The 25,988-nt window shown below is 63.3% G+C and carries 23 protein-coding genes and 1 pseudogene; 22 read left to right on the top strand and 2 right to left on the bottom strand.

Annotated features, from left to right (window positions below; all coding sequences use genetic code 11):
* Window positions 1–163 precede the first annotated feature (163 nt).
* The 18 genes from BLS60_RS17260 (at window position 164) to BLS60_RS17175 (ending at window position 20,245) form a co-directional block, all read left to right on the top strand.
* Window positions 164–991: an HTD2 family dehydratase gene (locus tag BLS60_RS17260; RefSeq protein WP_092370506.1), complete on the top strand. Its 828-nt coding sequence runs from the start codon at window positions 164–166 to the stop codon at window positions 989–991.
* Window positions 992–1,070: 79 nt separating this feature from the next.
* Window positions 1,071–2,234: an acyl-CoA dehydrogenase family protein gene (locus tag BLS60_RS17255; protein ID WP_092370503.1), complete on the top strand. Its 1,164-nt coding sequence runs from the start codon at window positions 1,071–1,073 to the stop codon at window positions 2,232–2,234.
* Between the two features lie 10 nt (window positions 2,235–2,244).
* Complete coding sequence (locus BLS60_RS17250; RefSeq protein ID WP_092370500.1) at window positions 2,245–3,594, top strand: MmgE/PrpD family protein; 1,350 nt, start codon at window positions 2,245–2,247, stop codon at window positions 3,592–3,594.
* 25 nt (window positions 3,595–3,619) lie between these two features.
* Window positions 3,620–4,825, top strand: a complete 1,206-nt coding sequence (locus tag BLS60_RS17245; RefSeq protein WP_092370497.1) for a CaiB/BaiF CoA transferase family protein — start codon at window positions 3,620–3,622, stop codon at window positions 4,823–4,825.
* Between the two features lie 68 nt (window positions 4,826–4,893).
* Entirely contained in the window at window positions 4,894–5,709 is an 816-nt protein-coding gene (locus BLS60_RS17240; protein WP_092370494.1) for an HpcH/HpaI aldolase/citrate lyase family protein, read from the top strand.
* A gap of 155 nt (window positions 5,710–5,864) precedes the next feature.
* Window positions 5,865–7,169, top strand: a complete 1,305-nt coding sequence (locus BLS60_RS17235; RefSeq protein WP_092370491.1) for an ABC transporter substrate-binding protein — start codon at window positions 5,865–5,867, stop codon at window positions 7,167–7,169.
* Window positions 7,170–7,171: 2 nt separating this feature from the next.
* A complete protein-coding gene (locus BLS60_RS17230; RefSeq protein ID WP_092370488.1) occupies window positions 7,172–8,068 on the top strand; it encodes a branched-chain amino acid ABC transporter permease in 897 nt (298 codons plus the stop codon).
* Window positions 8,068–9,012, top strand: a complete 945-nt coding sequence (locus tag BLS60_RS17225; protein WP_092370485.1) for a branched-chain amino acid ABC transporter permease — start codon at window positions 8,068–8,070, stop codon at window positions 9,010–9,012. The genes BLS60_RS17230 and BLS60_RS17225 overlap by 1 nt, the downstream gene beginning before the upstream one ends.
* A complete protein-coding gene (locus BLS60_RS17220; protein WP_092370482.1) occupies window positions 9,009–9,749 on the top strand; it encodes an ABC transporter ATP-binding protein in 741 nt (246 codons plus the stop codon). The genes BLS60_RS17225 and BLS60_RS17220 overlap by 4 nt, the downstream gene beginning before the upstream one ends.
* An 11-nt stretch (window positions 9,750–9,760) precedes the next feature.
* A complete protein-coding gene (locus BLS60_RS17215) occupies window positions 9,761–10,480 on the top strand; it encodes an ABC transporter ATP-binding protein (protein WP_092370479.1) in 720 nt (239 codons plus the stop codon).
* Window positions 10,477–11,910: an aldehyde dehydrogenase family protein gene (locus BLS60_RS17210; protein ID WP_092370476.1), complete on the top strand. Its 1,434-nt coding sequence runs from the start codon at window positions 10,477–10,479 to the stop codon at window positions 11,908–11,910. Before BLS60_RS17215 ends, BLS60_RS17210 begins: the two co-directional genes overlap by 4 nt.
* Window positions 11,911–11,946: 36 nt before the next feature.
* Window positions 11,947–13,071, top strand: a complete 1,125-nt coding sequence (locus tag BLS60_RS17205) for a zinc-dependent alcohol dehydrogenase family protein (RefSeq protein ID WP_092370473.1) — start codon at window positions 11,947–11,949, stop codon at window positions 13,069–13,071.
* Between the two features lie 87 nt (window positions 13,072–13,158).
* Window positions 13,159–13,911, top strand: coding sequence for an SDR family oxidoreductase (locus BLS60_RS17200; protein ID WP_092370470.1), 753 nt, complete (start codon window positions 13,159–13,161; stop codon window positions 13,909–13,911).
* 163 nt (window positions 13,912–14,074) lie between these two features.
* The gene (locus tag BLS60_RS17195) at window positions 14,075–15,085 is read left to right on the top strand and encodes a TRAP transporter substrate-binding protein (protein ID WP_092370467.1); all 1,011 of its coding nucleotides are present in this window, start codon (window positions 14,075–14,077) and stop codon (window positions 15,083–15,085) included.
* Between the two features lie 510 nt (window positions 15,086–15,595).
* Entirely contained in the window at window positions 15,596–16,063 is a 468-nt protein-coding gene (locus tag BLS60_RS17190) for a MarR family winged helix-turn-helix transcriptional regulator (protein WP_092370464.1), read from the top strand.
* A complete protein-coding gene (locus tag BLS60_RS17185; RefSeq protein WP_208597316.1) occupies window positions 16,063–17,508 on the top strand; it encodes an efflux transporter outer membrane subunit in 1,446 nt (481 codons plus the stop codon). Before BLS60_RS17190 ends, BLS60_RS17185 begins: the two co-directional genes overlap by 1 nt.
* A 9-nt stretch (window positions 17,509–17,517) precedes the next feature.
* The gene (locus tag BLS60_RS17180; protein WP_092370461.1) at window positions 17,518–18,714 is read left to right on the top strand and encodes an HlyD/EmrA/EmrK family protein; all 1,197 of its coding nucleotides are present in this window, start codon (window positions 17,518–17,520) and stop codon (window positions 18,712–18,714) included.
* A gap of 1 nt (window position 18,715) precedes the next feature.
* Entirely contained in the window at window positions 18,716–20,245 is a 1,530-nt protein-coding gene (locus tag BLS60_RS17175) for a DHA2 family efflux MFS transporter permease subunit (RefSeq protein WP_092370458.1), read from the top strand.
* A gap of 215 nt (window positions 20,246–20,460) precedes the next feature.
* Here the strand turns inward: BLS60_RS17175 and BLS60_RS17170 are convergent, their stop codons facing one another.
* Window positions 20,461–21,396, bottom strand: a complete 936-nt coding sequence (locus BLS60_RS17170; protein ID WP_092370455.1) for a hydroxymethylglutaryl-CoA lyase — start codon at window positions 21,394–21,396, stop codon at window positions 20,461–20,463.
* A 234-nt stretch (window positions 21,397–21,630) separates the two neighbouring features.
* Window positions 21,631–22,836: a CaiB/BaiF CoA transferase family protein gene (locus BLS60_RS17165; protein ID WP_244153434.1), complete on the bottom strand. Its 1,206-nt coding sequence runs from the start codon at window positions 22,834–22,836 to the stop codon at window positions 21,631–21,633.
* Between the two features lie 178 nt (window positions 22,837–23,014).
* Here BLS60_RS17165 and BLS60_RS17160 point away from each other — a divergent pair, with 178 nt between their 5' ends.
* From BLS60_RS17160 to BLS60_RS17145, 4 genes and pseudogenes are all read left to right on the top strand, one after another.
* The gene (locus BLS60_RS17160) at window positions 23,015–23,932 is read left to right on the top strand and encodes a LysR family transcriptional regulator (RefSeq protein WP_092370913.1); all 918 of its coding nucleotides are present in this window, start codon (window positions 23,015–23,017) and stop codon (window positions 23,930–23,932) included.
* Window positions 23,933–24,022: 90 nt separating this feature from the next.
* On the top strand, window positions 24,023–25,027 hold the full coding sequence (locus tag BLS60_RS17155; RefSeq protein WP_092370449.1) for a DctP family TRAP transporter solute-binding subunit: 1,005 nt from the start codon (window positions 24,023–24,025) through the stop codon (window positions 25,025–25,027).
* Window positions 25,028–25,052: 25 nt separating this feature from the next.
* Window positions 25,053–25,430, top strand: coding sequence for a VOC family protein (locus BLS60_RS17150; RefSeq protein WP_092370445.1), 378 nt, complete (start codon window positions 25,053–25,055; stop codon window positions 25,428–25,430).
* 415 nt (window positions 25,431–25,845) lie between these two features.
* Window positions 25,846–25,988: pseudogene (locus BLS60_RS17145) on the top strand (C4-dicarboxylate ABC transporter); the annotation flags it as partial.

Raw genomic sequence — 25,988 nt, 5'->3', positions numbered from 1 at the left:
CTCCTACACGTTTGCGACCATCCGACAGGTGTGTATCGGATGGCGATGAAGGTTAAAACCGGCGTTCAGCATATCCGAACGCTGGTTTAAATAAATGCGGATTCTCGGAACGTGCAGTGGATTGCATGCTGGCCGCACATAAAAAAGACAGCTGGAACCCACCATGAGCGACTCTGCTTTTTCCGCCTGGATCGGCCGCACCGAAGAATCCCACGATCAACTGAGCCGCAACCTGGTCAAGCGCATCGCCGCGACCCTGGGCGAAGACACGCCCGCTCACGGCGAAGCCCTGCCGCCGCTCTGGCACTGGGCATTCTTTCAAGACCCCATCGCCGAAAGCGGCCTGGGTGGTGACGGTCACCCGGCACGCGGTGGCTTCCTGCCCCCGGCCGACAATCGCAACCGCATGTGGGCGGGCGGTCGCGTCGAGTTCATCGCCGCGCTGCGGGTCGGCGGGGAGGCGACCCGCGTGTCGACCATCAAGCACATCGAAGAAAAGCACGGCCGCACTGGCGCGCTGCTGTTCGTCACTGTGCAGCATGACTACCTGCAGGACGGCGAACTGGCGATCCGCGAGGAGCAGGACATCGTCTACCGCGAACCTAGCCCGCCCAAGAGTGGCGCCGGCGAGGCGCTGCCGAACGGTGACTGGCAAGAAAGCGTGGTGCCCAGCCCGACGCTGCTGTTCCGCTACAGCGCGGTGACCTTCAACGGCCATCGCATTCATTACGACTGGCCCTATGTCACCGACACCGAAGGCTATGCCGGGCTGGTGGTGCATGGCCCACTGATCGCCACGCTGAACCTGCGCGCGTTCTGCCGCGCCAACCCACAGACCCGTCTGCGTCGCTTCGCCTATCGTGGCCTGCGCCCGCTGGTCGCGCCGCAGCCCTTCGAAGTGGCTGGGCGGATCTGCGCGCCAGGCAAGGCGCAGTTGTGGGCTGGCAACGAAGCCGGCATGGCCCAGCAGGCTGACGTGGAATTCGAATGATTGCACCTGCCTAGGGTGGATCGCGCATCACTGATCCAGCGATATCGGCCGCGACAACAACAAGAATCGAGGAATCAAGATGACCCCGGAACAGAACGAAGAACTGAATTTCATCCGCGAAGGCGTATGCGGCCTGTGCGCCGAATTCCCTGCCGAGTACTGGCGCAAGATCGATGAAGAGAAGGGCTTTCCGGAGGCCTTCGTGGCGGCCATGACCGAAGCCGGCTGGCTGTCGGCGATGATTCCGGAAGAATACGGCGGCTCCGGTCTGGGCCTGGCAGAGGCTTCAGTGATCCTCGAGGAAGTGAACCGCTGTGGCGGCAACTCCGGCACCATCCACGGGCAGATGTACAACATGTTCACGCTGCTGCGTAACGGCAGCGACGAGCAGAAAAGCTACTACCTGCCGAAGCTGGCCAGCGGTGAGCTGCGCCTGCAGTCCATGGGCGTGACCGAGCCAACCACCGGTACCGATACCACCAAGATCAAGACCACCGCCGTGCGCCAGGGCGACAAGTACGTGATCAACGGCCAGAAGGTGTGGATCTCGCGCATTCAGCACTCCGACCTGATGATCCTGCTGGCGCGCACCACGCCGCTAGCCGAGGTGAAGAAGAAATCCGAAGGCATGTCGATCTTCCTGGTCGACCTGCGCGAGGCCATCGGCAACGGCCTGACCGTGCAGCCGATCGCCAACATGGTCAACCACGAGACCAACGAGCTGTTCTTCGACAACCTGGAAATTCCTGCCAGCAGTTTGATCGGCGAAGAGGGCAAGGGCTTTCGCTACATTCTCGACGGCCTGAATGCCGAGCGCACGCTGATCGCTGCCGAGTGCATCGGTGATGGTCGCTGGTTCATAGAGAAAGCCAGCGCCTACGCCCGTGATCGCGTGGTGTTCGGCCGCCCGATTGGCCAGAACCAGGGCGTACAGTTTCCCATCGCCAAGGCGCATATCGAAGTCGAAGCCGCCGATCTGATGCGCTGGCGCGCTTGCGAACAGTACGACCGTGGCGAAAACGCCGGGGCCAGCGCCAACATGGCCAAGTACCTGGCGGCGGAAGCGTCCTGGGCGGCGGCCAACGCCTGCCTGCAGACCCACGGCGGTTTCGGCTTCGCCAATGAATACGACGTCGAGCGCAAGTTTCGCGAAACCCGCCTGTATCAAGTGGCGCCGATCTCTACCAACCTGATCATGTCTTACGTGGCCGAGCACTTGCTCGAGCTGCCGCGTAGTTTCTGAGGAGCCTGTCATGAGCCATACCCAAGCCTTGGCAAGTTTCCTCGCCGAGTTGCGTTACGACGATCTGCCTGACTACGTGCTGGATCGTACCGAAGACCTGTTCCTCGACTGGCTCGGTTCGGCGCTGGCCAGTGAAGGCGCGCGGCCGATTCCGCTGTTCGAAGCCTACGCGCAAAAGATGGGCCCGGCCGATGGCCCGGCGCGCATTCTGGTCAACGGCCGCGGGACCTCGGCGTACTTCGCGGCACTGGTCAACGGTGCGTCTTCCCATCTGGTCGAGCAGGATGACCTGCACAACAGTTCGGTGCTGCACCCGGCCACCGTGGTGTTCCCGGCGGCTCTAGCGGCCGCGCAGGATCTGGGCAAGTCCGGCCGCGAGCTGTTGCTGGCCTCGGTGGCCGGCTACGAGGCGGGCATTCGCATCGGTGAATTCCTCGGTCGCTCCCATTACCGCATCTTCCACACCACGGCCACGGTCGGCACCCTGGCCGCTGCCGTGGCGGTGGGCAAGCTGCTGAACTTCGACAAACAGCAGTTCGTCCACCTGCTCGGCAATGCCGGCACCCAGGCCGCCGGGCTCTGGGAGTTCCTGCGCGATGCCGCCGACTCCAAACAGCTGCATACCGCCAAGGCGGCAGCCGATGGCCTGCTGGCCGCGTATTTCACTGAGCAGGGCCTGACCGGCGCACAGAACATTCTCGAAGGCGAGCAGGGCATGGCTGCCGGCATGTCCAGCGATGCCAACCCGAGCAAGCTGTCGGATCGTCTCGGCAGCCGCTGGGCGCTGGCAGAAACCTCGTTCAAATTCCACGCCTCGTGCCGCCACACCCACCCGGCCGCCGATGCGCTACTGGACCTGATGCAGCGCGAAGGCCTGCGTCATGGCGATATCAAACAGGTGATCACCCATGTGCACCAGGGCGCCATCGATGTGCTCGGCCGTGTGGTGGTTCCGCAGACCGTGCACCAGGCCAAGTTTTCCATGGGCACCGTGCTGGGCCTGATCGCCGTGCATGGCAAGGCGCAGCTCACCGAGTTCGAGAACCTGTCGCTCAGCGATGCTGACGTCAGCGGATTCAGGGACAAGGTCAGCATGCGCCTCGATCCCGAGGTGGATGGCGCCTATCCGGCGCGTTGGCTGGGCCGGGTCGAGGTGGTGACTACTGATGGCCGTACGCTGCACGGCGCCATCGACGAGCCCAAAGGCGATCCAGGCAATACCCTCAGCCGCGCCGAGCTGGAAGACAAGTTCCGCCGCCTGCTGGCATTCGCCGGCAAGCGCAGTGACGTTGAGGCGGGCGAGTTGATCGCCCGCGTCTGGCGCCTGCGTGACACCGATGATCTGAGCAACATTGCCTGACTGACGAATGAGACGGGAATCCGCCATGAATAACAACAATATGCAGCCTCGGCCTCTGGACGGCATCACCGTCGTCAGCCTGGAACACGCCATCGCAGCGCCGTTCTGCACGCGCCAGCTGGCCGACATGGGCGCCCGTGTGATCAAGGTCGAGCGCCCTGGTAGCGGCGACTTCGCTCGCGGTTATGACGAGCGCGTCAACGGCCTGGCCTCGCACTTCGTGTGGACCAACCGTTCCAAGGAGAGCCTGACCCTCGACCTCAAGCAGGACGATGCCGGCGAGGTGCTCGACAACCTGCTGGCAAAAGCCGACGTACTGGTGCAGAACCTTGCACCCGGCGCGGCTGCGCGGATGGGGCTGTCGTTCGAGGCGCTGCATGAGCGTTTCCCGAAACTGATCTTCTGCGACATCTCTGGCTACGGCGATGGTGGCAGCTACGAGAAGAAGAAGGCCTACGACTTGTTGATCCAGAGCGAAGGCGGTTTTCTCTCGGTTACCGGCGGCGCGGGTGAAGGTGAGCTGGCCAAAGCCGGTTGCTCGATCGCTGATATCGCTGCCGGCATGTACGCCTATAGCAACATCCTCACGGCGCTGCTGCTACGCGGCAGAACCGGCCTGGGCAGCCGCATCGACGTGAGCATGCTCGAGAGCCTGGTCGAGTGGATGGGCTATCCCCTGTATTACGCGTACGACGGTGCCACGCCGCCGCCGCGTGCTGGGGCCGCCCACTCGACCATCTATCCTTATGGGCCGTTTCCGTCCGGTGATGGCGGCACGGTGATGCTCGGCCTGCAGAACGAGCGCGAATGGCAGGCGTTCTGTGAGCGCGTGCTGCTACAGCCAGCCCTGGCCGGGGATGAACGCTTCTCTGCCAACTCGAAGCGCTCGGCCAATCGCGAAGCACTGCGCGCGATCATCGTCGAAACCTTTGCTGCGCTGACGGCCGAGCAGGTGATCGAGCGGCTGGAGCAGGCGCAGATCGCCAGCGCCCACGTCAACGACATGGCTGGCGTATGGAATCACCCGCAGCTCAAGGCACGTGACCGCTGGCGCCAGGTCGACAGCCCGGCCGGAGCGTTGCCGGCCTTGCTGCCGCCCGGCAGCAACAGCGCCTTCACCCCGCGTATGGACGGCATTCCGGGGCTCGGTGAGCACACCGAGTCGCTGCTTGCCGAGTTGGGCTACAGCGAGGCGGCGATAGCAGGCCTGAAGGCCACCGGCGCGGTCTAAGCCGCGCTACCTCTTTTCTGCTGCTGGGGCCGTTTTGGCGGGCTCAGCCGATTGACCGGGAGCCACACATGACCCAACCCATTCGTACCGCGCTGTTCGTACCAGGCAGCCGCCCCGAGCGCTTTGCCAAGGCACTGGCCAGTGGTGCCGATACCGTGATCGTCGACTTCGAAGATGCCGTCGAGGAGGCGCTCAAGCGTCAGGCTCGCGAACACCTGGGTGCGTTTCTTGGTGAGCATCCCGAGGCGCGCGTTCGGGTGCGGGTCAACGCCCCGGAGCATGCTGAGCACGAGGCTGATCTTGCCTTCTGCAAGGCCCACGCCGGGGTGATCGGCGTGCTGCTGCCCAAGGTCGAAAGTGCCGCGCAGAGCGAGCGTGCCGCGGTAACCGGCAAGCCGGTGTGGCCCATCATCGAAAGCGCCCGAGGCTTGTTGATGCTCAGCGCGATCGCCCAGGTAAAGGGTATCGAGCGCCTGAGTTTCGGGGCGCTGGATCTAGCCCTCGATCTCAATCTGAATATGGATAGCCCTGCAGCGCAGATCATCCTCGATCAGGCGCGTTACAACGTATTGGTGAATTCCGTTGGCTGTGGCCTCGAACCACCGCTGGACAGTGTGTATCCGGCCATCAGCAATACCGACGGCCTGTTTCGTGCGACCCAGCATGCCAGGGACATGGGCTTTGGCGGTGCGCTGTGCATTCACCCTGCCCAGGTCGACACCATTCACCGCGCCCTCGCGCCGGATGAGCAGACCCTCGATTGGGCACGCCGTGTAGTCGCGGCCGACAGCGGTGGGGCTGGCGCTTATCAAGTGGACGGCCAGATGGTCGATGCGCCAGTGCTACTCAGGGCGCAGCGCCTGCTGGCGCTGGCTGGTTCGTGAAATAGGAAGGGGTCGAAACATGCGTTCTGGCGTTCGGTAAAACCGAACGCCGCCTTGAAAAAATGTGAATTCTGAAAACAGGGCGCATTGTGCAACCTGCGCTTAGCTGTAGACGTACGCTTCAAAACAAAAACAACAGCCTCAGAGGCAGAGCCATGTTCAAGCAAACAGTTCTACGAGTAGGTGTACTCGCTGCTTTTTCCCTGGCGGCACTTCACGGTGCCGTGCAGGCCGCTGAAAAGCCCGCCGAACTCAAGGTCGGCATCACGACGTTCCTTTCTGGCTCGGCATCGGTGTTCGGTGTGCCTGCGCGCGACGCGGCGCAGATGTACATTGAGGAGCTGAACGCCAAGGGCGGCATCGATGGCGTCAAGATCAAGCCGATCTACATCGATGAAGGCGTAGGCGGCGACCGCCTGCTTTCCGAGTACCGCCGCGTGGTGCAGGAGGAAAAGGCCGAGCTGATGCTGGCTTCGATCTCCAGCGGCAACTGCAACACCCTGGCGCCGGTAGCCGAAGACCTCAAGGTGGTTAACCTGATGTGGGATTGCGGTACCGAGAAGGCGCTGGAAGGCCACGGCTACCGCTACGTATTTCGCACCCAGGCCAACGCGGTGACCGAGATGGTCGCGGCAGTCGCTTACCTGCTCAAGGTCAATCCGGACTTCAAGACCATTGCGGTGGTCAACCAGGACTATGCCTGGGGCCGCGATTCCTGGGACATCTTCCGCACCGTACTGACCCAGCTGAAGCCTGACGTGAAAGTTGTCGCCGAACTGTTCCCGAAATTCGGTGCGCCGGACTTCTCAGCCGAAGTCAGCCGTTTGCAGGTGCTGCGCCCGGATGTGGTGCTGTCGACCTCCTGGGGTGGTGACCTCGACACCTTCGTGCGTCAGGCCAGCCAACGGGGCTTGCTGCGTACCTCCAGGTTCTACCTGCCGCTGGGCGAGAGCTCGTTGGAGCGCCTCGGCCAGACCCTGCCTGACGGCGTGCTGATAGGCGCGCGTGGCGACCACTACTTTCTCCACCCCAGCTACCTGAACGACGAGAAGCACAAGACCTTCGTTGCCAAGTTCAAGGAGAAGACCGGCAGCTACCCGATCTACTCCGTGTACCACATGGTGCAGGCACTGGACGCCATGGTCGCGGCCTATGACAAGGCGATCAAACAGAACGCTGGCTGGCCGAGCGAGGAGCAATTGGCCGAGGCGTTCCGTGGGCTGGAATTCCGTGGTCTCACCAGCGCGGTCACCATCCGCCCGGAAGACGGGCAGGGCATGGAAGAGCAACTGTTCGGCATTACCACGACCAGCAGCGAGCACTCCTTCAAGGTCTTGAAGGACATCATGATCGTGCCAGCCGAGCCCGTCACCACGCCGGCTGGTCAGCACACGCCTGACTGGCTGAAGACCGTAACGCCGACGATCATCGACGCAGTCAAACCCGCACAGGCGCAGTAACCATGAGCAAGGACATCCTGATTCTGGCGTTGCTGGATGGGGTGTCCTACGCCGGCCTGCTGTTTTTGGTCGCGCTGGGACTTACCTTCATCTTTGGTGTAGTACGCATCCTCAATGTCGCCCATGGCAGCCTATATGCCTGTGGTGGCTATGCCGCCGCCACGCTCGGTCTGTGGCTGGGTGGTGGTTCCCTCGGGGTATCGCTGGCCGCCCTGATCGGCTCCTCGATCGTCGTGGGTATCGTGCTCGGTACTCTGCTGATGCTGTTGCTGCGGCGATTCCAGGATCGTGATCCGATCCTGCAGCTACTGGTTACCTTCGGCGCCTTCATGATCTTCGAAGACCTGCAGCGGATGATCTGGGGCACCCAGCCCTATTTCGTCGCCGACGTGGTCAACCAGATGGGCACCTCCGAAGTGCTGGGCGTCATCTACATGAACTACCAGCTGTTGTTCGTGCCTGGCGCCGCGTTGGGGGTCTATACACTGCTGCAGTGGTTCCTCAATCGCACGTTGATGGGGCGGCAGATCGTTGCGGTTACCCATGATCGCGAAGTGGCCACGGCCATGGGCATCAATGCCAAACGCATCGCTTACCTGACCTTCGTGGTCGGCGCGATGCTCGGTGCTCTTGGTGGCGCGCTTGCCTCGCCGACCACGTCGCTGGTGCCTGGGATCGGTGCCGACATGATCGTGCTGTCTTTCGCGGTGGTGGCCACGGCCGGGCTCGGGCAGATATCCGGTGCGCTGATCACGGCGCTGTTGATCGGCCTGTCGCGCTCGTTCTGCGTCTACCTGTACCCCGAGCTGGAAGTGGTCATGCCCTACGTGATCATGGTGTTGGTACTGCTGGTACGTCCCCAGGGCCTGTTCACCGTGGCTCAGGCAAGGAGAATCTGATGCGCCTTTCAATGATTGTTGCAACCGTGGCCGGGGTCGCGCTGCTGATCACCGGGCTGAGCATGCCCTGGCTGAAGATTCCGCTGATCCTGTCCTTCTGCTACGGCATGGCCGCTCTGGGTATCGGCGTGCTGCTGCGCGCCGGGCAGATCTCGTTCGGGCACGCCATGTATGCCTGCATCTCCGGCTATGTAGTGGCTTACCTGAGTAGCCATTTCCGTGGCCTCGACGGCGCGCTGCTGATCATCCTCGGTACCCTCGCCAGCATCGCCGTGGGCATGTTGGTCGGCGCCTTCGTGGTGCGCTACCGGGAGATTTTCTTCGGCATGCTGAATCTGGCCATTTCCATGGTGCTGTTCACCGTGCTCGGCAAGTTTTACGCCTACACCGGCGGCACCGATGGATTGCGCGTGCAGCGCCCGACGCTGTTCGGCTTCGAGCTGGGCCGTACCGAGTTCGAGAGTGCCCTGCTGGTACTGGCGGTGATCCTTTCGCTGGCAGTGATCTGGGGTGTGCAGCGCTACTTCCGCTCCAGTGCCGGTGAGGCGCTGGCGGCGATCAAGACCAACGAAACGCGCCTCGAATACCTGGGCGTGTCCGCCAAATTGCTGCTCTGGCAAGGCTATGTGCTGTCGGCTGGCCTGTGTGGCCTGGCCGGTTCGCTGTTCGGTCTGTCCCAGGGATTGGTAACGCCCGAAATGGGTTACTGGCTGCGCTCTGGCGAGTTCGTGTTCATCGCCATTCTTGGCGGCTCGGGCCACGCGGTGGGCGCTTTCGTCGGCGCGCTGCTGTACGAGTTCCTCAAGATGTACGCCGCGGCGCTGGTCAGCGGGGCCTGGCAAATGATTCTCGGCGTGACCCTGATCGTGATCATTTATTTCCTGCCCAAGGGCCTGGTCGGGCTGCTGTCGGAACGCCGCAAGGCGCTGCGAGGTGACGCATGAGCGCCTTATTGAAAACCGAAGGGCTGACCCTGGCATTCGGCGGCCTGGTGGTGGCCAACGGTATCGACTTCGAATTGCACGAGGGCGAGCGTCTGGCGGTTATCGGCCAGAACGGTGCCGGCAAGACCACCTTCATCAATATCTGCACCGGCCTGCTGCGTCCCAGCGCGGGGCGCGTCGAGTTCGACGGCGTGGACATTACCGGCAAGTCGCCTCGGCATATCGTGCGCCGTGGCATGGCCCGCTCGTTCCAGTTGCCGCAACTGTTCCTCGATCACAGTGTGCGCCAGTGCCTGGAGCTGGCCGGCATGGCCCGGCAGTCACGCATGCCCTGGTGGCGTTCGCTGGCGTCAAGTGCCGATGCCCGTGAGGTCGACCGCGTACTCGAGTTGGTCAACCTGCGTGCGCGTCAGCATGAGCCGGCTTCGAACCTGCCGGAGGGGCAGCGCAAGCTGCTCGACGTGGCCATGTCGTTGATGCTCGAACCGCGCCTGCTGATCATGGATGAGCCCACCAGCGGCGTATCCAGCGAAGAGAAGCATGGGGTGATGGAGATCGTCATGGGCGCGCTGGAGGAAAAGAAAGTCACCGCGATCTTCGTCGAGCACGACGTCGATATCGTGCGCCGTTACGCCACCCGCGTCGCCGCCTGGATTTCCGGTGGTATCGCTGCCGATGGTTCCCCCGACACCGTACTCGCGGACGCCAATGTGCGCCGTGAAGTCCTGGGCGAGTAGAGGAGGTCGTCATGCTGCATTTCGAAAACATCAGCGCAGACATCCTGCAGGCGCCAGTGCTGCGAGGGATTCAGGCAAGCCTGCCGCAGGGCAGCCTGAGCGCCGTGGTCGGCCGCAACGGGGCCGGCAAGACCACCTTGCTGCGCGCGATCATGGGCTTCGTGCCGTTACGTGGTGGACGCATCCTGCTCGATGACAGCGACCTGGCGAAAGTGCCGGCTCACGGTCGAGCGCGTCTGGGAATTGGTTACGCACCGCAGGAGCGGGTGATGTTCCCGACCCTGACGGTGGAAGAAAACCTGCGTCTGCCTTGCCAGGTCATCGGCATGTCGCGCGCCGAGGTGGACGCCCGCCTGGCGCTGACCCTCGAGGTGGCGCCACAGCTCAAGGAGATGCTGCCGCGCTCCGGTGCGGCGCTGTCCGGCGGGCAGGGCAAGATGGCGGCATTCGGCCGTGCGCTGATGGTCGGCACTCGCCTGATCCTTCTCGACGAACCCTTCCAGGGGCTGGCGCCGGCCCTGGCCGGGCAGTACGGCGAAGCGCTGAAACGCCTGCAACAACGCGCACCCGAACTTTGTGTGGTGATCACCGAATCCAACGGCAGCCTGCTGCGCGATCTGCCCGATCATGTGCTGCACATCGAGCGGGGAGCGCTGCTGCCTGATCAGGCGGCGCTCACGTCTGTGGCGCCCGTCACTTCATCCTCCTTTCCCCTCGAGGCTTACCCATGAGCAAGTTGTTCATCGACGGCGCCTGGTGCGCACCCCTCAGCCAAGAAACCCTGCCGGTCTACTCGCCTGCCGACGGCCAGGTCTATGCCGAAATTGGCCGTGGCCAAGCCGACGATATCGACCTGGCGGTAAAAGCGGCGCGCAAGGCCTTCGACGGCGAATGGGGCCGCTACAGCGCAACCGAGCGCGGCCGGGTGCTGGTGCGTATCGGCAACAAGGTGCTGGAGCACATCGACGAGCTGGCAAAGATCGAGGCGCGTGATACTGGCAAGCCGCTGGCCCTGGCACGCAAGGACATCGAGGCGCTGGCCCGTTACTTTGAGTTCTACGGTGGCGCTGCGGACAAGGTGCACGGTCAGGTGATTCCTTATCTGCCCGGCTATTCGGTGAGCGTGGTGCGCGAAGCCTATGGCGTGGTGGCGCACATCATTCCCTGGAACTACCCGGCGCAGATGCTCGGGCGCACCATCTGCCCGGCGCTGGCCATGGGCAACGCCTCGGTGGTCAAACCGGCGGAAGATGCCTGCATGACCTCGCTGCGAATCGCCGAACTGGCGGTCGAGGCCGGTTTGCCGGCGGGGGCGCTGAATATCGTCACCGGGCTCGGCCGCGAAGCAGGTGCTGCGTTATCGGAGCATTCGGACATCAACCTGATCACCTTCACCGGATCGCCTCAGGTGGGCGTGCAGGTGCAGCAGGCCGCCGCGCAGAACCACGTCAAATGCGTGCTGGAGCTGGGCGGCAAGTCACCACAACTGGTGTTCGCCGATGCCGATCTGGACAAGGCGGTACCGATCATCGTTGGCGCCATCATTCAGAACGCCGGTCAGACCTGTTCGGCCGGCAGCCGCCTGCTGATCCAGCGCGAGGTGTTCGACAGCGTGCTGGAAAAGGTCGCCGCACGCTTCCGAGAAATGCGTGTGGGCGCTCCCGATGCTTCGCCCGATTGCGGCCCGATCATTACCCGTGCGCAGTTCGAGCGGGTCAAGTCATTCATCGCCGATTGCGATGCCAGTGGGCTGCCGCTGGCGGCGGAGGGGCGTAGGGATGAAGGGTTGCCCACCAACGGCTGGTACGTGGCACCCCGGCTCTATGGGCCGGTGCCGCGTGATCACCGGTTGGCCACCGAGGAAGTGTTCGGCCCCGTATTGGCGGCGTTGCCATTCGATGACGAAGACGACGCCGTTGCCCTGGCCAATGGCACCGAATACGGCTTGGTGGCGGCCATCTGGACGGAGAACGGCGCGCGTCAGCAGCGCGTGGCGCGTCGCCTGGTCGGTGGCCAGGTGTTCATCAACTGTTACGGCGCCGGGGGCGGCGTCGAGCTGCCGTTCGGCGGTGTGCGCAAGAGCGGCCACGGGCGTGAGAAGGGGTTTCTCGCACTGGAGGAGTTCAGCGTCACCAAGACGGTGGTCAGCCACCACGGTTGATCGCCGATCCGACAACTTCGCGCTGGAGAAACAACAATGAAAATCCGCTCCGCCGTACTCCGTGAAATGGTCGCCGAAGGCCCTTTCGCGGACAGCAAGCCGCTGGTTATCAGTGAACTCGAACTGGCCCCGCCTGGGCCGGGCGAGGTGCTGGTGAAGATGATTGCCGCCGGCCTCTGCCATTCCGATCTGTCGGTCATCACCGGCGTTCGTCCGCGCCCGCTGCCCATGGCCCTCGGGCATGAAGCCAGCGGCGAGGTGGTCGAAGTCGGTTCCGGCGTCGACAACGTACGCCCCGGGCAGAAAGTCGCGCTGGTCTTCGTGCCCAGCTGTGGCCACTGCTCACCGTGTATGGAGGGCCGCCCAGCACTCTGCGAGCCCGGCAATGGCGCCAATGGCAAGGGTGAGTTGCTGCAGGGTGGGCATCGCCTGAGCCATGCGGGAGCGACGGTCAATCATCATTGTGGCGTCTCGGCATTCTCCGAGTACGCGGTGGTTTCCGCCCGCTCGTGCATCCCGATTGGCGACGATATTGACCCGGTCGAGGCGGCTGTGTTCGGCTGCGCGGTGCTTACCGGCGTCGGTGCCGTGGTCAATACCGGCCAGGTTCGTCCCGGCGCGTCAGCGCTGATCGTCGGTTTGGGGGGCGTAGGCCTCAGCGCCTTGCTCGGTGCGCTGGCGGCCGGCGCCAACCCGATCGTGGCGGTGGACGTGCATGACAGCAAGCTCGACCTGGCTCTGGCGCTGGGCGCGACCCATGTGGTGAATGCGCGGGATGCCGATGCCGTGGCACGCATTCGCGAACTGACCAAGGGCGGTGTCGACTATGCCTTTGAGTTCGCCGGTTCGGTACCGGCGATGCAGCTGGCTTACGCCGCCACCCGCCGTGGTGGCACCACGGTGACTGCCGGGCTGCCGCATCCAAATGATCAATGGCCGTTGCAGCAGCTGTCGCTGACCGCCGAGGAGCGGACGATCAAGGGCAGCTATATCGGCTCCTGCATACCCGCTCGCGATATTCCGCGCTACGTGGGGCTTTACCGGGCCGGCAAGCTGCCGGTGAACCGCTTGATCGGCGAAAAGCTCAAGCTCGACGATATCAATGCCGGCTTCGACCGCCTGGCCAGTGGCAGTGGTCTGCGTGACCTGATCGTTTTTTGAATAACCGGCTCCGGCCAGGTTTCTACCCGTTATCGAGCGCGGCGCCGCTGTGGGCCGCGCCGTTCATGCACTGAGAGGGAAACAAAAATGCCCCAGCTGACTAACAAGATCGCCATCGTCACCGGTGCGGCCAGTGGTTTTGGTGCCGGTATCGCGCGCAGCTATATCGAAGCCGGCGCCAAGGTCGTGCTGGCCGACATCAATGGCGAGGCAGCCCAGCGTCTGGCCGAGGAACTCGGTCCCAACGCGTGCGCGGCGACCTGCGACGTCACCAATGGCGAGCAGGTGCAGGCCGCCGTACAGCTCTGCGTGGACACCTTCGGCATTCCCGATATCGTGGTTAACAACGCTGGCACCACGCACCGCAACCAGCCGCTCATGAATGTCGACGAGAAGACGTTCGACCGGGTATTCGCGGTCAACGTCAAATCGATCTTCCACATGGTCAAGGCCGTGGTGCCGCTGATGCGCGAGCGCAAGAACGGTTCGATCATCAACGTCGGTTCGGTCGCGGGCATCAGGCCACGGCCGGGGCTGACCTGGTACAACGGCTCGAAAGGGGCGGTCAATCTGCTGTCGAAATCCCTTGCCGTGGAACTCGGACCCGATGGCATTCGGGTCAACAATATCTGCCCGGTGATGGGCGAAACAGCCCTGCTGGAAGATTTCATGGGCGTACCGGATACCCCTGAAAACCGTGCTCGCTTCGTCGCCACCATTCCCCTCGGGCGTCTGTCAAAACCCTCGGATATCGCTGCGGTCGCGGTGTTCCTGGCCAGCGATGAAGCTGCATTTCTCAACGGTGTGGAACTGCCCGTGGATGGGGGGCGAGTGGTCTAGGGCCTTCACGAGGGCGTTCGACTCACTCGAACGCCGTCTTCGCTAAAAACGGATTCTCCTCACGCGGCTACGGGGCCACTCTGTTCCTGACGCCGTTCGAGAGGGACGCCACGCTGACGCGAGCGTTCCTGCGCACCATTACAAAAACAATATGAGGTCACCCATGCTCAAGCTTTCCATGAAGGCGCTGGTCTGCGCCGTCTCACTCTCCGTGGCTGGCGTATTGCACGCCGCTGATTCTGAGTCGACCGCCCCGATCAGCATCAAGTTCGCCCATGTGGTGGCGGATAACACGCCCAAAGGGCAGGGCGCGTTGCTGTTCAAGAAGCTCGCCGAGGAACGCCTGCCGGGTCGCGTGAAGGTTGAGGTGTACCCCAACTCGTCGTTGTTCGGTGATGGCAAGGAAATGGAAGCGCTGCTGCTTGGCGACGTGCAGTTGCTGGCGCCCTCGCTGGCCAAGTTCGAGCACTACGCCAAGCCGCTGCAGATCTTCGACTTGCCGTTTCTGTTCGACAACATGGAAGCGGTCGACCGTTTCCAGGGCAGCGAGCAGGGCAAGGCGCTGCTGACCAGCATGGAAGGCAAGGGCATCACCGGCCTGGCCTACTGGCACAACGGCCTGAAGCAGCTGTCTGCCAACAAGGCGATGCGTGAGCCCAAGGACGCTCGCGGCCTGAAGTTCCGGGTGCAGGCATCAGCGGTGCTCGATGAGCAGTTCAAGGTGCTACGCGCTGCGCCGCGCAAAATGAGCTTCGCTGAGGTCTACCAGGGTTTGCAGACCGGTGTGGTCAACGGTACCGAGAACACCTGGTCGAACTATTTCAGCCAGAAAGTGCACGAGGTGCAGCCGTTCTTCACTGCCTCCGATCATGGTCTGATCGACTACATGGTGATCACCAACACCAAGTTCTGGAATGGGCTGCCGGACGACGTGCGCAGCGAGCTGCAGAAAATCATGGTTGAAGTCACCGCCGAGGTGAACCGTCAGGCTGACGACCTCAACAAGGAAGCCCGCGCTTCGATCGTCAAAGCCGGCACCAGCGAAATCATCGAGTTGACTCCGCAAGAGCGTGAGCAATGGCGCGAAGCCATGCGCCCAGTGTGGAAGAAGTTCGAGAAAGATATTGGCGCCGACCTGATCAAGGCTGCCGAGGCATCCAACCAGGCGCAGTGATCGATTGCTGCCTTGCGCTGCACCATGGGCCGCTTCCATCAGGACGCGGCTTTTGTGTTGATGGGGATAGCAACGGGTATCTGCCTCGCCATATGCCGAATTATCAAAAGCTGCATTGCGCCATCGCCCCGGCGCGTCGGTTAACCAACTGAGCAGCAAGCGACTATCCATGGGCGCGTTTCACCCTTCATATGGAATTGAGTTTGTTGCTAGACGCCATTTTCCGGGTATCGCTTCGCTCAACCCAGGCTATCTGCGAGCCTCCGTAGCCTGGGTCGAGCCTGCGACACCCTCGGCTGTCCCCCGCGTTCTCATCGCTCCAATCAGGCTGCGCAGCTGCGCCCGGCACAAATCTCCTGAACCCGCCGGCGCTTCGAGCACTCCCTTTTGAACACTTAGATATTTCAAAGTATGTCTGAAATTGATGTTGAGTATTACCAAATGTAATTGGGCTGATCGCTGCCTGGGCAGTAATCTGCATGGCATTCACTGCCTGAGCAGGTATTTGCGATGCCACATTTCGACCGGGAGCGGTTTTCGCTCCAGCACTCGCCGGGTCATCTGATTGCGCTGATCAACCAGCTCAAGGACCGCTTGCTCGAGCGACACTTGGCTGATCACGACGTGACCGCCGCGCAATTCAAGATCGTGCTGCTGATCAGCCAGGAACGGGCCAGCAACTCGGCTGATCTGGTGCGCCTGCTCAGCCTCGACAGCGGGGCGATGACTCGCATGCTTGACCGCCTTGAGCAAAAGGGCCTGCTGACCCGCGAACGCAGCATTGAGGATCGCCGCCAGGTGCGCCTCACGCTCACCGAGTCGGGCAAGGCCCTGGGGGTACGCGTACCGCAGATCGCGGCAGACGCCACCAACGAACTCACTGGCTGCCTGAGCCGCAGCGAACTCGATGAATTCCAGCGCCTGCTGAAAAAAATGCTGATGGCCGCCGATGCGCTGCCACACATGCCAGGAGAATGATGAAAACCATGCCCTTGCGTACCCCCTTGGCCCTCATCTTCAGCGCCGTGCTGCTGGTCGCGTGCGCCTCGCAGGAGGGTTTGCACACCGAAGGCCGGGCGCTGGACGCCGCCAGCCTGCAAGGCGCCACCTTCACCGCCAATCTGTCGCCAGCGGCCTGGCCGACCACTGACTGGTGGAACCGTCTCGGTGACCCGCAGCTCAATGCGCTGATCGACGAAGCCCTGCGCAGCAGCCCTGATTTACAGGTTGCCGATGCCCGTGCCCGGCAGGCCAGTGCCGCAGCGCTGGCTGCCGACGCGCAGCGCCAGCCGACCCTGGATGCCAATGCCAATGTCACCCGCTCACGCTCCGCCCGGGTCGATGACCCCAGTGGGCAGGGCGGCCGCTACGGCACCTTGCGCACGCTGTCCCTGGACGGCGGTTACCGCTTCGATCTGTGGGGTGGCGAACGCGCGGCGTGGGAAGCGGCCCTGGGCCGTGCCCGTGCCGGTGAAGTAGACCGCCAGGGCGCACGCCTGACCCTGGCCGCCGAGGTGACTCGTGCCTACAACGACCTCGGCCTGGCCTACGCCACCCAGGACCTTGCCCAGCAGGACCTCAAGCGCAGCCGCGACATGCTTGGCCTGGCCCGCAGCCGCGTCGACGCCGGCCTGGACAGCGAATACCAGCTGCAACAGACCCAGAGCCTGGAAGCCGCCGCCGAAGCCAGCTTGACCGCAGCCACCGGACAGGTGGACAGCGCGCGCATTCGCCTGGCGGTGTTGCTCGGCCAGGGGCCGGATCGTGGTGCCACACTGCCGCGGCCACAGTTGATCGCCCCCACGGCGGTCAGCCTGCCGGCCAACGTGCCCGCCGAACTGCTTGGTCGTCGTCCCGATCTGGTCGCTGCGCGCTGGCGCGTCGAAGCGGCTACCCGCGACATCGATGCCAGCAAGGCGGACTTCTATCCCAATCTCAACCTGAGCGTTGCCGCAGGCAGCAAGTCGCTGCTCGGTGATGCCATGTTCGGTGGCGCCAGTCGCTTCTTCAGCGTTGGCCCGGCGCTCAGCCTGCCGATCTTCGACGGTGGCGCCCGGCGCGCCGCCCTGGCCGGTCGCAATGCCGATTACGACGTGGCCGTGGCGCAGTACAACCAGACCCTGGTCGGCGCGCTGGGCGACATCGGCGATGGCATCAGCCGTATCCGCACCCTCGAGCAGCAGATCGAACAGCAACAACGGGCTCGTGACATTGCCCGCAGCTCCTACGACATCGCCATGCAGCGTTACGCCGACGGCATCGGTAATTACCTCGACGCGTTGAGCGTCGAGCAGCAACTGCTGCAGAGCGAACGGCAACTGGCCAATCTGCGTGCCGAGCGTATCGACGCGTCGGTGCTGCTGATGCAGGCCCTGGGCGGTGGCTTCGAGGCTGCCGCTCCATCACCCACTTCCGCACGCTGAGTCCTTGTCATGACCGAAACCAAAGACACTCCCGCTGCGCCCAATTCGGGCAAGCGCAAACGCCTGTTGCTGGGCCTGGGCGTCATCGTCGTGCTGTGCAGCGCGGCAATTTTCGCCTACCACGAGCTGTACGGGCGCTTCTATGAAGAGACCGACGACGCCTATGTCGGCGGCAACCTGGTGCAGATCACCCCGCAGATCACCGGCACGGTGACACGCATCGCGGTGGATGACGGCGACTACGTCGAAGCCGGCCAGCCACTGGTATGGCTGGACCCGGCCGACACTGAAGTGGCCCAGCAGAGCGCCGAGGCCAACCTGGCGCGTACGGTCCGCCAGGTGCGCGGGCTTTACAGCAACGTGGACAGCTACAAAGCCCAGGTGGCCTCGCGCAAGATCGATGTGCAACGCGCCAAGGCCGACTACCAGCGGCGAGTGACCCTGGCCCGCAACGGGGCGATTTCCCGCGAGGAACTGGCCCATGCGCAAGACACCCTGAGCAGTGCCCAGAGCGCACTGACCTCCGCCCAGCAGCAACTGGATACCAACCAGGCGCTGGTCGACGACACCGTGATCGCCTCGCACCCGGACGTGAAAAGTGCCGCCGCGCAGCTGCGTCAGGCCTTTCTCAACAACGCGCGCAGCACCCTGGTGGCGCCGGTCAGCGGCTACGTGGCGCAGCGCTCCGTGCAGGTCGGCAGCCGCATTCAACCGGGTGCCGCGCTGATGGCCGTGGTGCCGTTGCATGAGATCTGGATCGACGCCAACTTCAAGGAAACCCAGCTGCGCGAGATGCGCATCGGCCAACCGGTTACCGTCGAGGCTGATCTGTACGGCGACGAGGTGACCTATCAGGGCCACGTCGAGAGCCTCGGCGTAGGTACTGGCAGTGCGTTTTCGCTGCTGCCGGCGCAGAACGCTAGCGGCAACTGGATCAAGATCGTGCAGCGCCTGCCCGTGCGCATTCGTCTCGACGAAGAAGCGCTGCAGAGCCACCCGCTGCGTATCGGCCTGTCCACCGCGGTGACCGTCGACCTGCACGACCAGAGCGGCGCGCAGTTGTCGACGCAGATGCCGAGCGAGCCGCGCTTCACCACTGCCGTGTACGACGCGCCACTGGTTGAAGCCGATGCGCTGATCGAGCAGATCATCCATGCCAATGGCCCGACTCCGGGCCAGGCCAGCCACGCCACGAAGCAGGGCTGACATGAGCGACGCCAACTTTCGCCCGGCGAGCATGTTGCTGGCCACCATCGGCATCTCCCTGGCGACCTTCATGCAGGTGCTCGACACCACCATCGCCAACGTCGCCCTGCCGACCATTTCCGGCAACCTGGGCGTCAGTTCGGAGCAGGGCACCTGGGTGATCACCTCGTTCGCCGTGTGCAACGCCATCGCCTTGCCGCTGACCGGCTGGCTGGCGCGGCGCTTCGGTGAGGTGAAGCTGTTTCTGGCCGCGGTGGTGCTGTTCGTGATCACCTCGTTTCTCTGCGGCATTGCCCGCTCGATGCCCGAACTGGTGGCATTCCGCGCCCTGCAGGGGCTGGTCGCCGGGCCGCTGTATCCGATGGCGCAGACGCTGCTGCTGGCGATCTTTCCCAGCGCCAAGCGCGGCATGGCCCTGGCGCTGCTGGCAATGGTCACGGTGGTCGCGCCGATCATCGGGCCGATTGCCGGCGGCTGGATCACCGACAGCTACAGCTGGCCGTGGATCTTCTTCATCAACATCCCGATCGGCATTCTGGCCACGTTCGTGGTCTGGGCGCAGCTGCGCAAGCGGCCGGAAACCATCGTTCACCAACCGATCGACTACATCGGCCTGGCCTTGCTGGTATTGGGTGTCGGCATGCTGCAAGTGGTGCTCGACAAGGGCAACGACCTGGACTGGTTCGAGTCGACCTTTATCCAGATCGGCACGGCCGTGTCCGTGGTGTCGCTGATCGTCCTGGTGATCTGGGAGCTGACCGATCAGCACCCGATCATCAACCTGCGCCTGTTCATGTACCGCAACTTCACCTTCGGCACCCTGGCGCTGGTGCTCGGTTACTCCGGGTTCTTTGGCATCAACCTGCTGTTGCCGCAGTGGCTACAGACCCAACTGGGCTACACGCCGATCTGGGCCGGGCTGGCGGCAGCGCCGATCGGCATTCTGCCGCTGTTCCTGTCGCCGCTGGTGGGCAAGTACGCGCACAAGTTCGACCTGCGCCTGTTGGCCGGTGGCTCGTTCCTGGTGATTGGTGCGTCGTGTTTCATGCGTGCCTCATTCAACACGGAAGTCGACTATCGGCACATTGCCGAGGTGCAGGTGTTCATGGGGCTGGGTATCGCGCTGTTTTTCATGCCGACCACCAGCATCCTGCTCTCCAGCCTGCCGCCGAAGGACATCGCCGACGGCTCCGGCCTGGCGACCTTCTTGCGCGTACTGGGCGGCAGCTTCGCCTCGTCGCTGACCACCTGGATCTGGCATCGCCGGGAGATCTACCATCACGCGCAACTGACCGAGCACGTGAACCCCTACGGCCCGGCGACTCAGCAGTATCTGGAACACCTCGGCGGCGCTTCGCAAACCGCTTATGCGCAGATCGACCGGGTGGTGGAGAGCCAGGCCTACATGCTCTCGACGGTGGATTACTTCACCCTGATGGGCTGGCTGTTCTTCGGCCTGATCCTGATCATCTGGCTGGCCAAGCCACCGTTCTCGGCCAAGGGCGCGGCGGACTCGGGCGGCGGGCATTGAACGCTGCGTAGCGAAGGCGATCGCAGCCACCCCTTAGCTGTCCCGCGCTGCCACCATTCGCCGCGGGGTCGCGGCTCCTACATCCGGCATGCGACCCGGCTTTGAGCGTAGCGATACCGGGGGATGGCGGCCAGGTAGCCTGGGTCGAGCGCAGCGACACCCGGGTAGGGCTTCCTGGGTATCGCTGCGCTCAACCGCAGGCTACGGTCGCCAGTTCAGGCGCTCGCTTCGCTCATCCATTTCGGTTTCGGATAACGGCGTTCTGAAGTACCGGCCTTGAGGATCGCGCCGGGCACATCATGGCCGATCAGGTCGGGCAGGGTGGCCGCCGCCGCCATTAGCGCATCGAGGTCGACGCCGGTATCCAGGCCCATGCGCTGGAACATGTGCACCAGATCTTCCGTGCAGATATTGCCGCTGGCGCCTGGCGCGTAAGGGCAGCCACCGAGGCCGCCGAGGGATGCATCGAAGCGGTCGATGCCGGCATTCAGCGCCGCCAGCGCGTTGGCCAGGCCCATGCCGCGGGTGTTATGGAAGTGCGCGGTGAACACCGCCTCGGGCCAGCGTTGCAGCGACTCGCGGCAGATGCGTTCGACCTGCGCCGGATCGGCCATGCCGGTGGTGTCGCAGAGCGTAATGCCTTGCACGCCGAGGTCGAGCAGGCGCTGGGTCAGCTCATGCACACGCGCTTCAGGCACTGCGCCCTCGAACGGGCAGCCGAAGGTTGTCGATAGCGATGCATTGATGAACACGCCGCTGCCACGGCTGACCTCGATGATTTCGGCGAACTGCTCGAGCGATTGCTCCGGCGTCATGCGCAGGTTGGCCAAGCCGTGGGTGTCGCTGGCCGACATCACCAGGTTGATCTCGTCCACCTGGCATGACAACGCCCGCTCGCAGCCGCGCACGTTGGGCACCAGTACGGTGTATTCCACGCCCGGTACGCGCTTGATGCCGCGCATCACTTCTTCGGCGTCGCGCAGGTTGGGAATCGCCTTAGGCGAGGTGAACGAAGTGACTTCGATCTTTGCCAGGCCGGTCTGCGAGAGCGTGTCGATCAGCGCAATCTTGTCTTCGGTCGGCACGAAGGCCGCTTCGATCTGGAAGCCGTCACGGGTGGCGACGTCCTGGATATAAAGGCGTTTGGTCATGGTTGGATTCCGTTTGAGCGCCAGTCTGGATAGCGCTCTGAGGGTTGTCGTTGCTCTTGCGCCTTGGTGGACAAGCTTCGCGTTGTCCGCCCTACGGCCCTGACAGCTGGGTAGGGTGGATGACGCTCTTTTCATCCACCACTGGTTTGCAAAACGGTGGATGGGTGAAGCGTCATCCACCCTACGAATCTGATTTCCCACGCTGGAGCGTGGGAGCTATCTGCAATAGCTGCCTCAAATAATTCCGCGTTCGCGCAAGCCACGAACCTGCTCGTCGCTCAGGCCCAAGCCGGCCAAGACGTCATCGGTGTGTTCACCGAGCTGGGGGCCACCTTCGCCGATGCGGCCCGGGGTGCGGCTGAGTTTAGGCAGCACGCCGGGAACCTTCAACGGGCCGGCACTGGTCTGTACCGTCTCGATCATCTGCCGCGCCAGGTAATGCGGGTCACTGACGATGTCGGCGGCGGTGTAGGGATAACCGGCGGGCACGCGGGCGCCCTTGAGCGCCTCGATCACCTCGTCGCGGCCGCGTTGCGCGGTCCATTCACCGATGGCGGCATCGATCATCTCGGCGTGCTGGCTGCGGCCATCGTTCTGCGCCAGGCGCGGGTCGTCGGCCAGCTCGATGCGGCCGATCAGGGTCATAAGGCGCTTGTAGATGCTGTCGCCATTGCCGGCGATCAACACGTAGCTGCCGTCATTGCACGGGTAGGAATTGGACGGCGTGATGCCGGGCAGGGCGCTGCCGGCTGGTTCACGAACGTAGCCGAAGGCGTCGTATTCGGGCACCAGGCTTTCCATCATGGCGAACACCGACTCGTACAGGGCGACGTCGATCTGCTGGCCCTGGCCACTGCGGTTGCGCTCCTGCAGGGCGAGCAGTACGCCGATCACCCCATACAGCGACGACAGCGAATCGCCGATGCTCACGCCGACCCGTACTGGCGCCTGGCCAGGGTAGCCAGAGAGGTGGCGCAGGCCACCCATGGCTTCACCGATCACGCCGAAGCCCGGCAGGTCGCGGTAGGGGCCGGTCTGCCCGTAGCCGGAAATGCGCAGCATGATCAGTCGCGGGTTGATGCGGGACAGTTCATCCCAACCCAGGCCCCATTCTTCCAGGGTGCCGGGGCGGAAGTTCTCCACCAGAATGTCTGCTTCGGCGACCAGGCGGCGGACGATGTCCTGGCCTTCGGCTTCCTTGAGGTTGAGGGTCAGCGACTGCTTGTTGCGTGACTGAACGTGCCACCAGAGTGACGTGCCGTCCTTGATCTTGCGCCATTTGCGCAGCGGGTCACCGATACCCGGCGGCTCGATCTTGATCACCTCGGCACCGAACTCGCCAAGCATCTTGCTGGCGAACGGGCCGGCAATCAGCTGGCCCATTTCGATGACCTTGAGCCCTGCCAGGGCCATGGGCGGGATGGAATGTGCAGATGACATGAGCGAGCTCCCGGTGACTTGGGTCGATGGCGGCGAGCATCCCCCATGGCGGGCCTGGCGGCAATCAGTCAATCGTCAAGTCTGGCTTCGCGCCACACGAAGGCTTATGGTGAGGCCGCCCGCCGAAGGCCTGTGCCGCGGCAGCGAGCCTTTCGCCAATCACGAAGCGGAGCCTGTCATGCGCGTGGATTTCCTGACCCTCAAGTTGTTTGTCGCCATTGCCGATGAGCGCAGCCTGACCCGAGCCGCCGAGCGCGAGCACCTGGCGCTGGCGGCGGTCAGCAAACGCATCAGTGATCTCGAAGCGCATCTGCGCACGCCGTTGCTGTATCGCCAGCCCAAGGGCGTGGCGCTGACGCCGGCCGGCGATGCGCTGCTGCACCATGCGCGCAACCTGCTCGACAATATTCAGCAGATGCAGGCCGACCTCAGCGAGTTCAGTGAAGGCATCAATGGTCATGTGCGCATCCACGCCAATACTTCGGCGGTGATCGCCTTTCTGCCCGAGGACCTGAGCGCCTTCACGGCCCTGCATCCGCAGATTCGCATCGACCTGGAAGAACGGGTCAGCAGCGACATCATCCATGCGGTGCGCGAGGGGCTGACCGACATCGGCATCTTCGCCGGCCACGTGCAGGCTGACGGCGTGCAGGTGTTCCCCTACCGCAGCGACCGCCTGGTGCTGGTGGTGCCGAGCGAGCACCCGCTGGCGACGCGCGAGCGGGTGACGCTGCTGGATACCATCGGCTACGACTTCATCGGCCTGCAGAAGGAAGCCTCGCTGCATGCGCTGATCAGTGAGGCAGCGCAGCAGGCCGGCGCGCATTTGCGGGTGCGCATCCAGGTGCGCAGCTTCGAGGCTATCTGCCGGATGATTCATACCGGCATGGGCATCGGCATCCTGCCCGAGCAGGCGGTGCGCACGTACCTGCCGAGCATGGCGGTGCGTGCCGTGGAGATCGAGGACGCCTGGGCGACCCGGCAGCTGAACATCTGCGTGCGCCACTACGACAACCTGTCGTTGATCGCCCGGCAGATGGTCGATCACCTTGCCTTCGGCAACTGCGAAGGCAGGCTTGGTCAATCAAGAATTTAGTCGCCATCGGCGCTGCAGTAGAGTTCGTGGTGAGCAAAGGCATCCGGACGGCGTTGGCCGTCCGTACTAACAACAACAGGAGATCGCCTCATGTCCCGCGTCCTTCGCCGCAGTCTGTCCTGCGTGCTGCTGTCCACCGCCATGGCATTCGGTGCTGCCGTGCACGCCGAAGAAATCGTCATCAAGTTCTCCCACGTCGCCTCTGATCAAACCCCCAAGGGGCAGGGCGCGTTGATGTTGCAAAAACTGGTCAAGGAACGCCTGGCCGGCAAGGCGCGGGTCGAGGTCTATCCGAACTCCTCGCTGTTTGGCGATGGCAAGGAGATGGAAGCCCTGCTGCTCGGTGACGTGCAGCTGCTGGCGCCGGCGCCGGTAAAACTGGAGAAGTACCAGCCGCGGGTACAGATCTTCGACCTGATGTTCCTGTTCGATAACGCGGCTGCGTCACAGCGTTTCGAACAATCGCCCAAGGGTCAGGAGCTGCTGCACAGTTTCGAGAACAACGGCATCCTGGGCCTGGCCTATTGGCTCAACGGCATGCGTCAGTTCACCGCGAACAAGCCGCTGCATGTACCGAGCGACGCGCGCGGCATGAAATTCCGCGTGCAGCCATCGGACCTGCAGGCCGCACAGATCAGCGCGCTGCGTGCGGTGCCGCGCAAGATGGCGTTTGCCGAGATCTATCAGGGGCTGCAGACGGGCGTTATCAATGCCTCTGACAACCCCTGGTCGAATATCTACAGCCAGCGTCACTATGAAGTGCAGCAGTACATGGTCGAGTCCAACCATGCCGTCGGCAACTACATGCTGATCACCAATGCGAAGTTCTGGAACGGTTTGCCAGACGACATTCGCGGTGAGCTCAAAGGCATCATCGACGAAGTCACCGCTGAGGTGAACAAGCAGGCGCTGGCGCTGAACGAGCGGGACAAACAGCAGATCCTTGCCGATGGCAAGCGTGAGCTGATCGTGCTCACCGACGCAGAGCGTCAGCAATGGCGCGAGGTGATGCGCCCGGTGTGGAAAGAATACGAAGGCAAGATCGGCAGCGACCTGATCGAGGCTGCCCAGGCGGCCAACGCCGCCGGGCAGTAGTCACATCACCGAATAGGAGGCTGGCATGCTCGACCACCTGGATCATCTGGTACTGACCGCGACCGACGCTGACGCGACCACGCATTTCTATACCGAGGTGCTGGGCATGCGCCTGGAAACCTTCGGCAATGGTCGCAAGGCGTTCTGTTTCGGTAGTCAGAAGATCAACCTGCATGTGCGTGGCCAGGAGTTCGAGCCCAAGGCTCATCTGCCGGTACCGGGGGCGCTGGACCTATGCTTCATCGCCAGCCAACCTCTGGACGAGGTGATCGCACACCTGCAGCGTGTTGGCTGGCCAATCATCGAAGGGCCGGTGATGCGCACCGGCGCCACCGGCCCGATCCGTTCGGTGTACCTGCGTGATCCCGACCTGAACCTGATCGAAATCTCCGAGCAGGTGTGAGTTTTGCGATGTTTGAAGAGCAACAAGCAACAAGCAGCCGGTCGGTGAACCATCGAACACGGCCTTCGGCCCCGGATTACGCCTGCGGCTAATCAAGGCTGCGCTCTACGGTCTTAAAGGCGCAAACGGCCTTTCGTAGGGTGGACGACGCATCACCTGCGCGGCCCGACCCGTCCACCGCTCTGCGATCGCAATGGTGGATGAAAAGAGCGTCATCCACCCTACGGAGTGAGCGTCTGCTCCCGCCTTGATCTTGCCGATCCTGGCGCTTCGACAGCACTGAGCGCCGTCCGGCGCGAGCTATTCGCCAAGACCGAAGGGCGCGTTTATCAATCGTGAATATCTGCCCGTTAGACGACGGGGTTAGAGTCGGCTTGCCAAAACAATTACAACAACCCTATCTGGGAGACCGCTGATGACAGCTTTGCAGCGCCTGTGGAATCGTCTCGAAGAAGTCGCCATCGCCTTTCTTCTCGCCGCGATGACCCTGGTGACCTTCTCGTACGTGGTTTTCAACAACCTCTACGGTGTTTTCTATTCCCTGGGTGATTCGCTGCC

Source organism: Phytopseudomonas seleniipraecipitans, from assembly GCF_900102335.1.
GTDB lineage: Bacteria > Pseudomonadota > Gammaproteobacteria > Pseudomonadales > Pseudomonadaceae > Aquipseudomonas > Aquipseudomonas seleniipraecipitans.
Note: the sequence above shows the minus strand (reverse complement) of the source record. Positions and strands in the feature narration are given on the sequence as shown.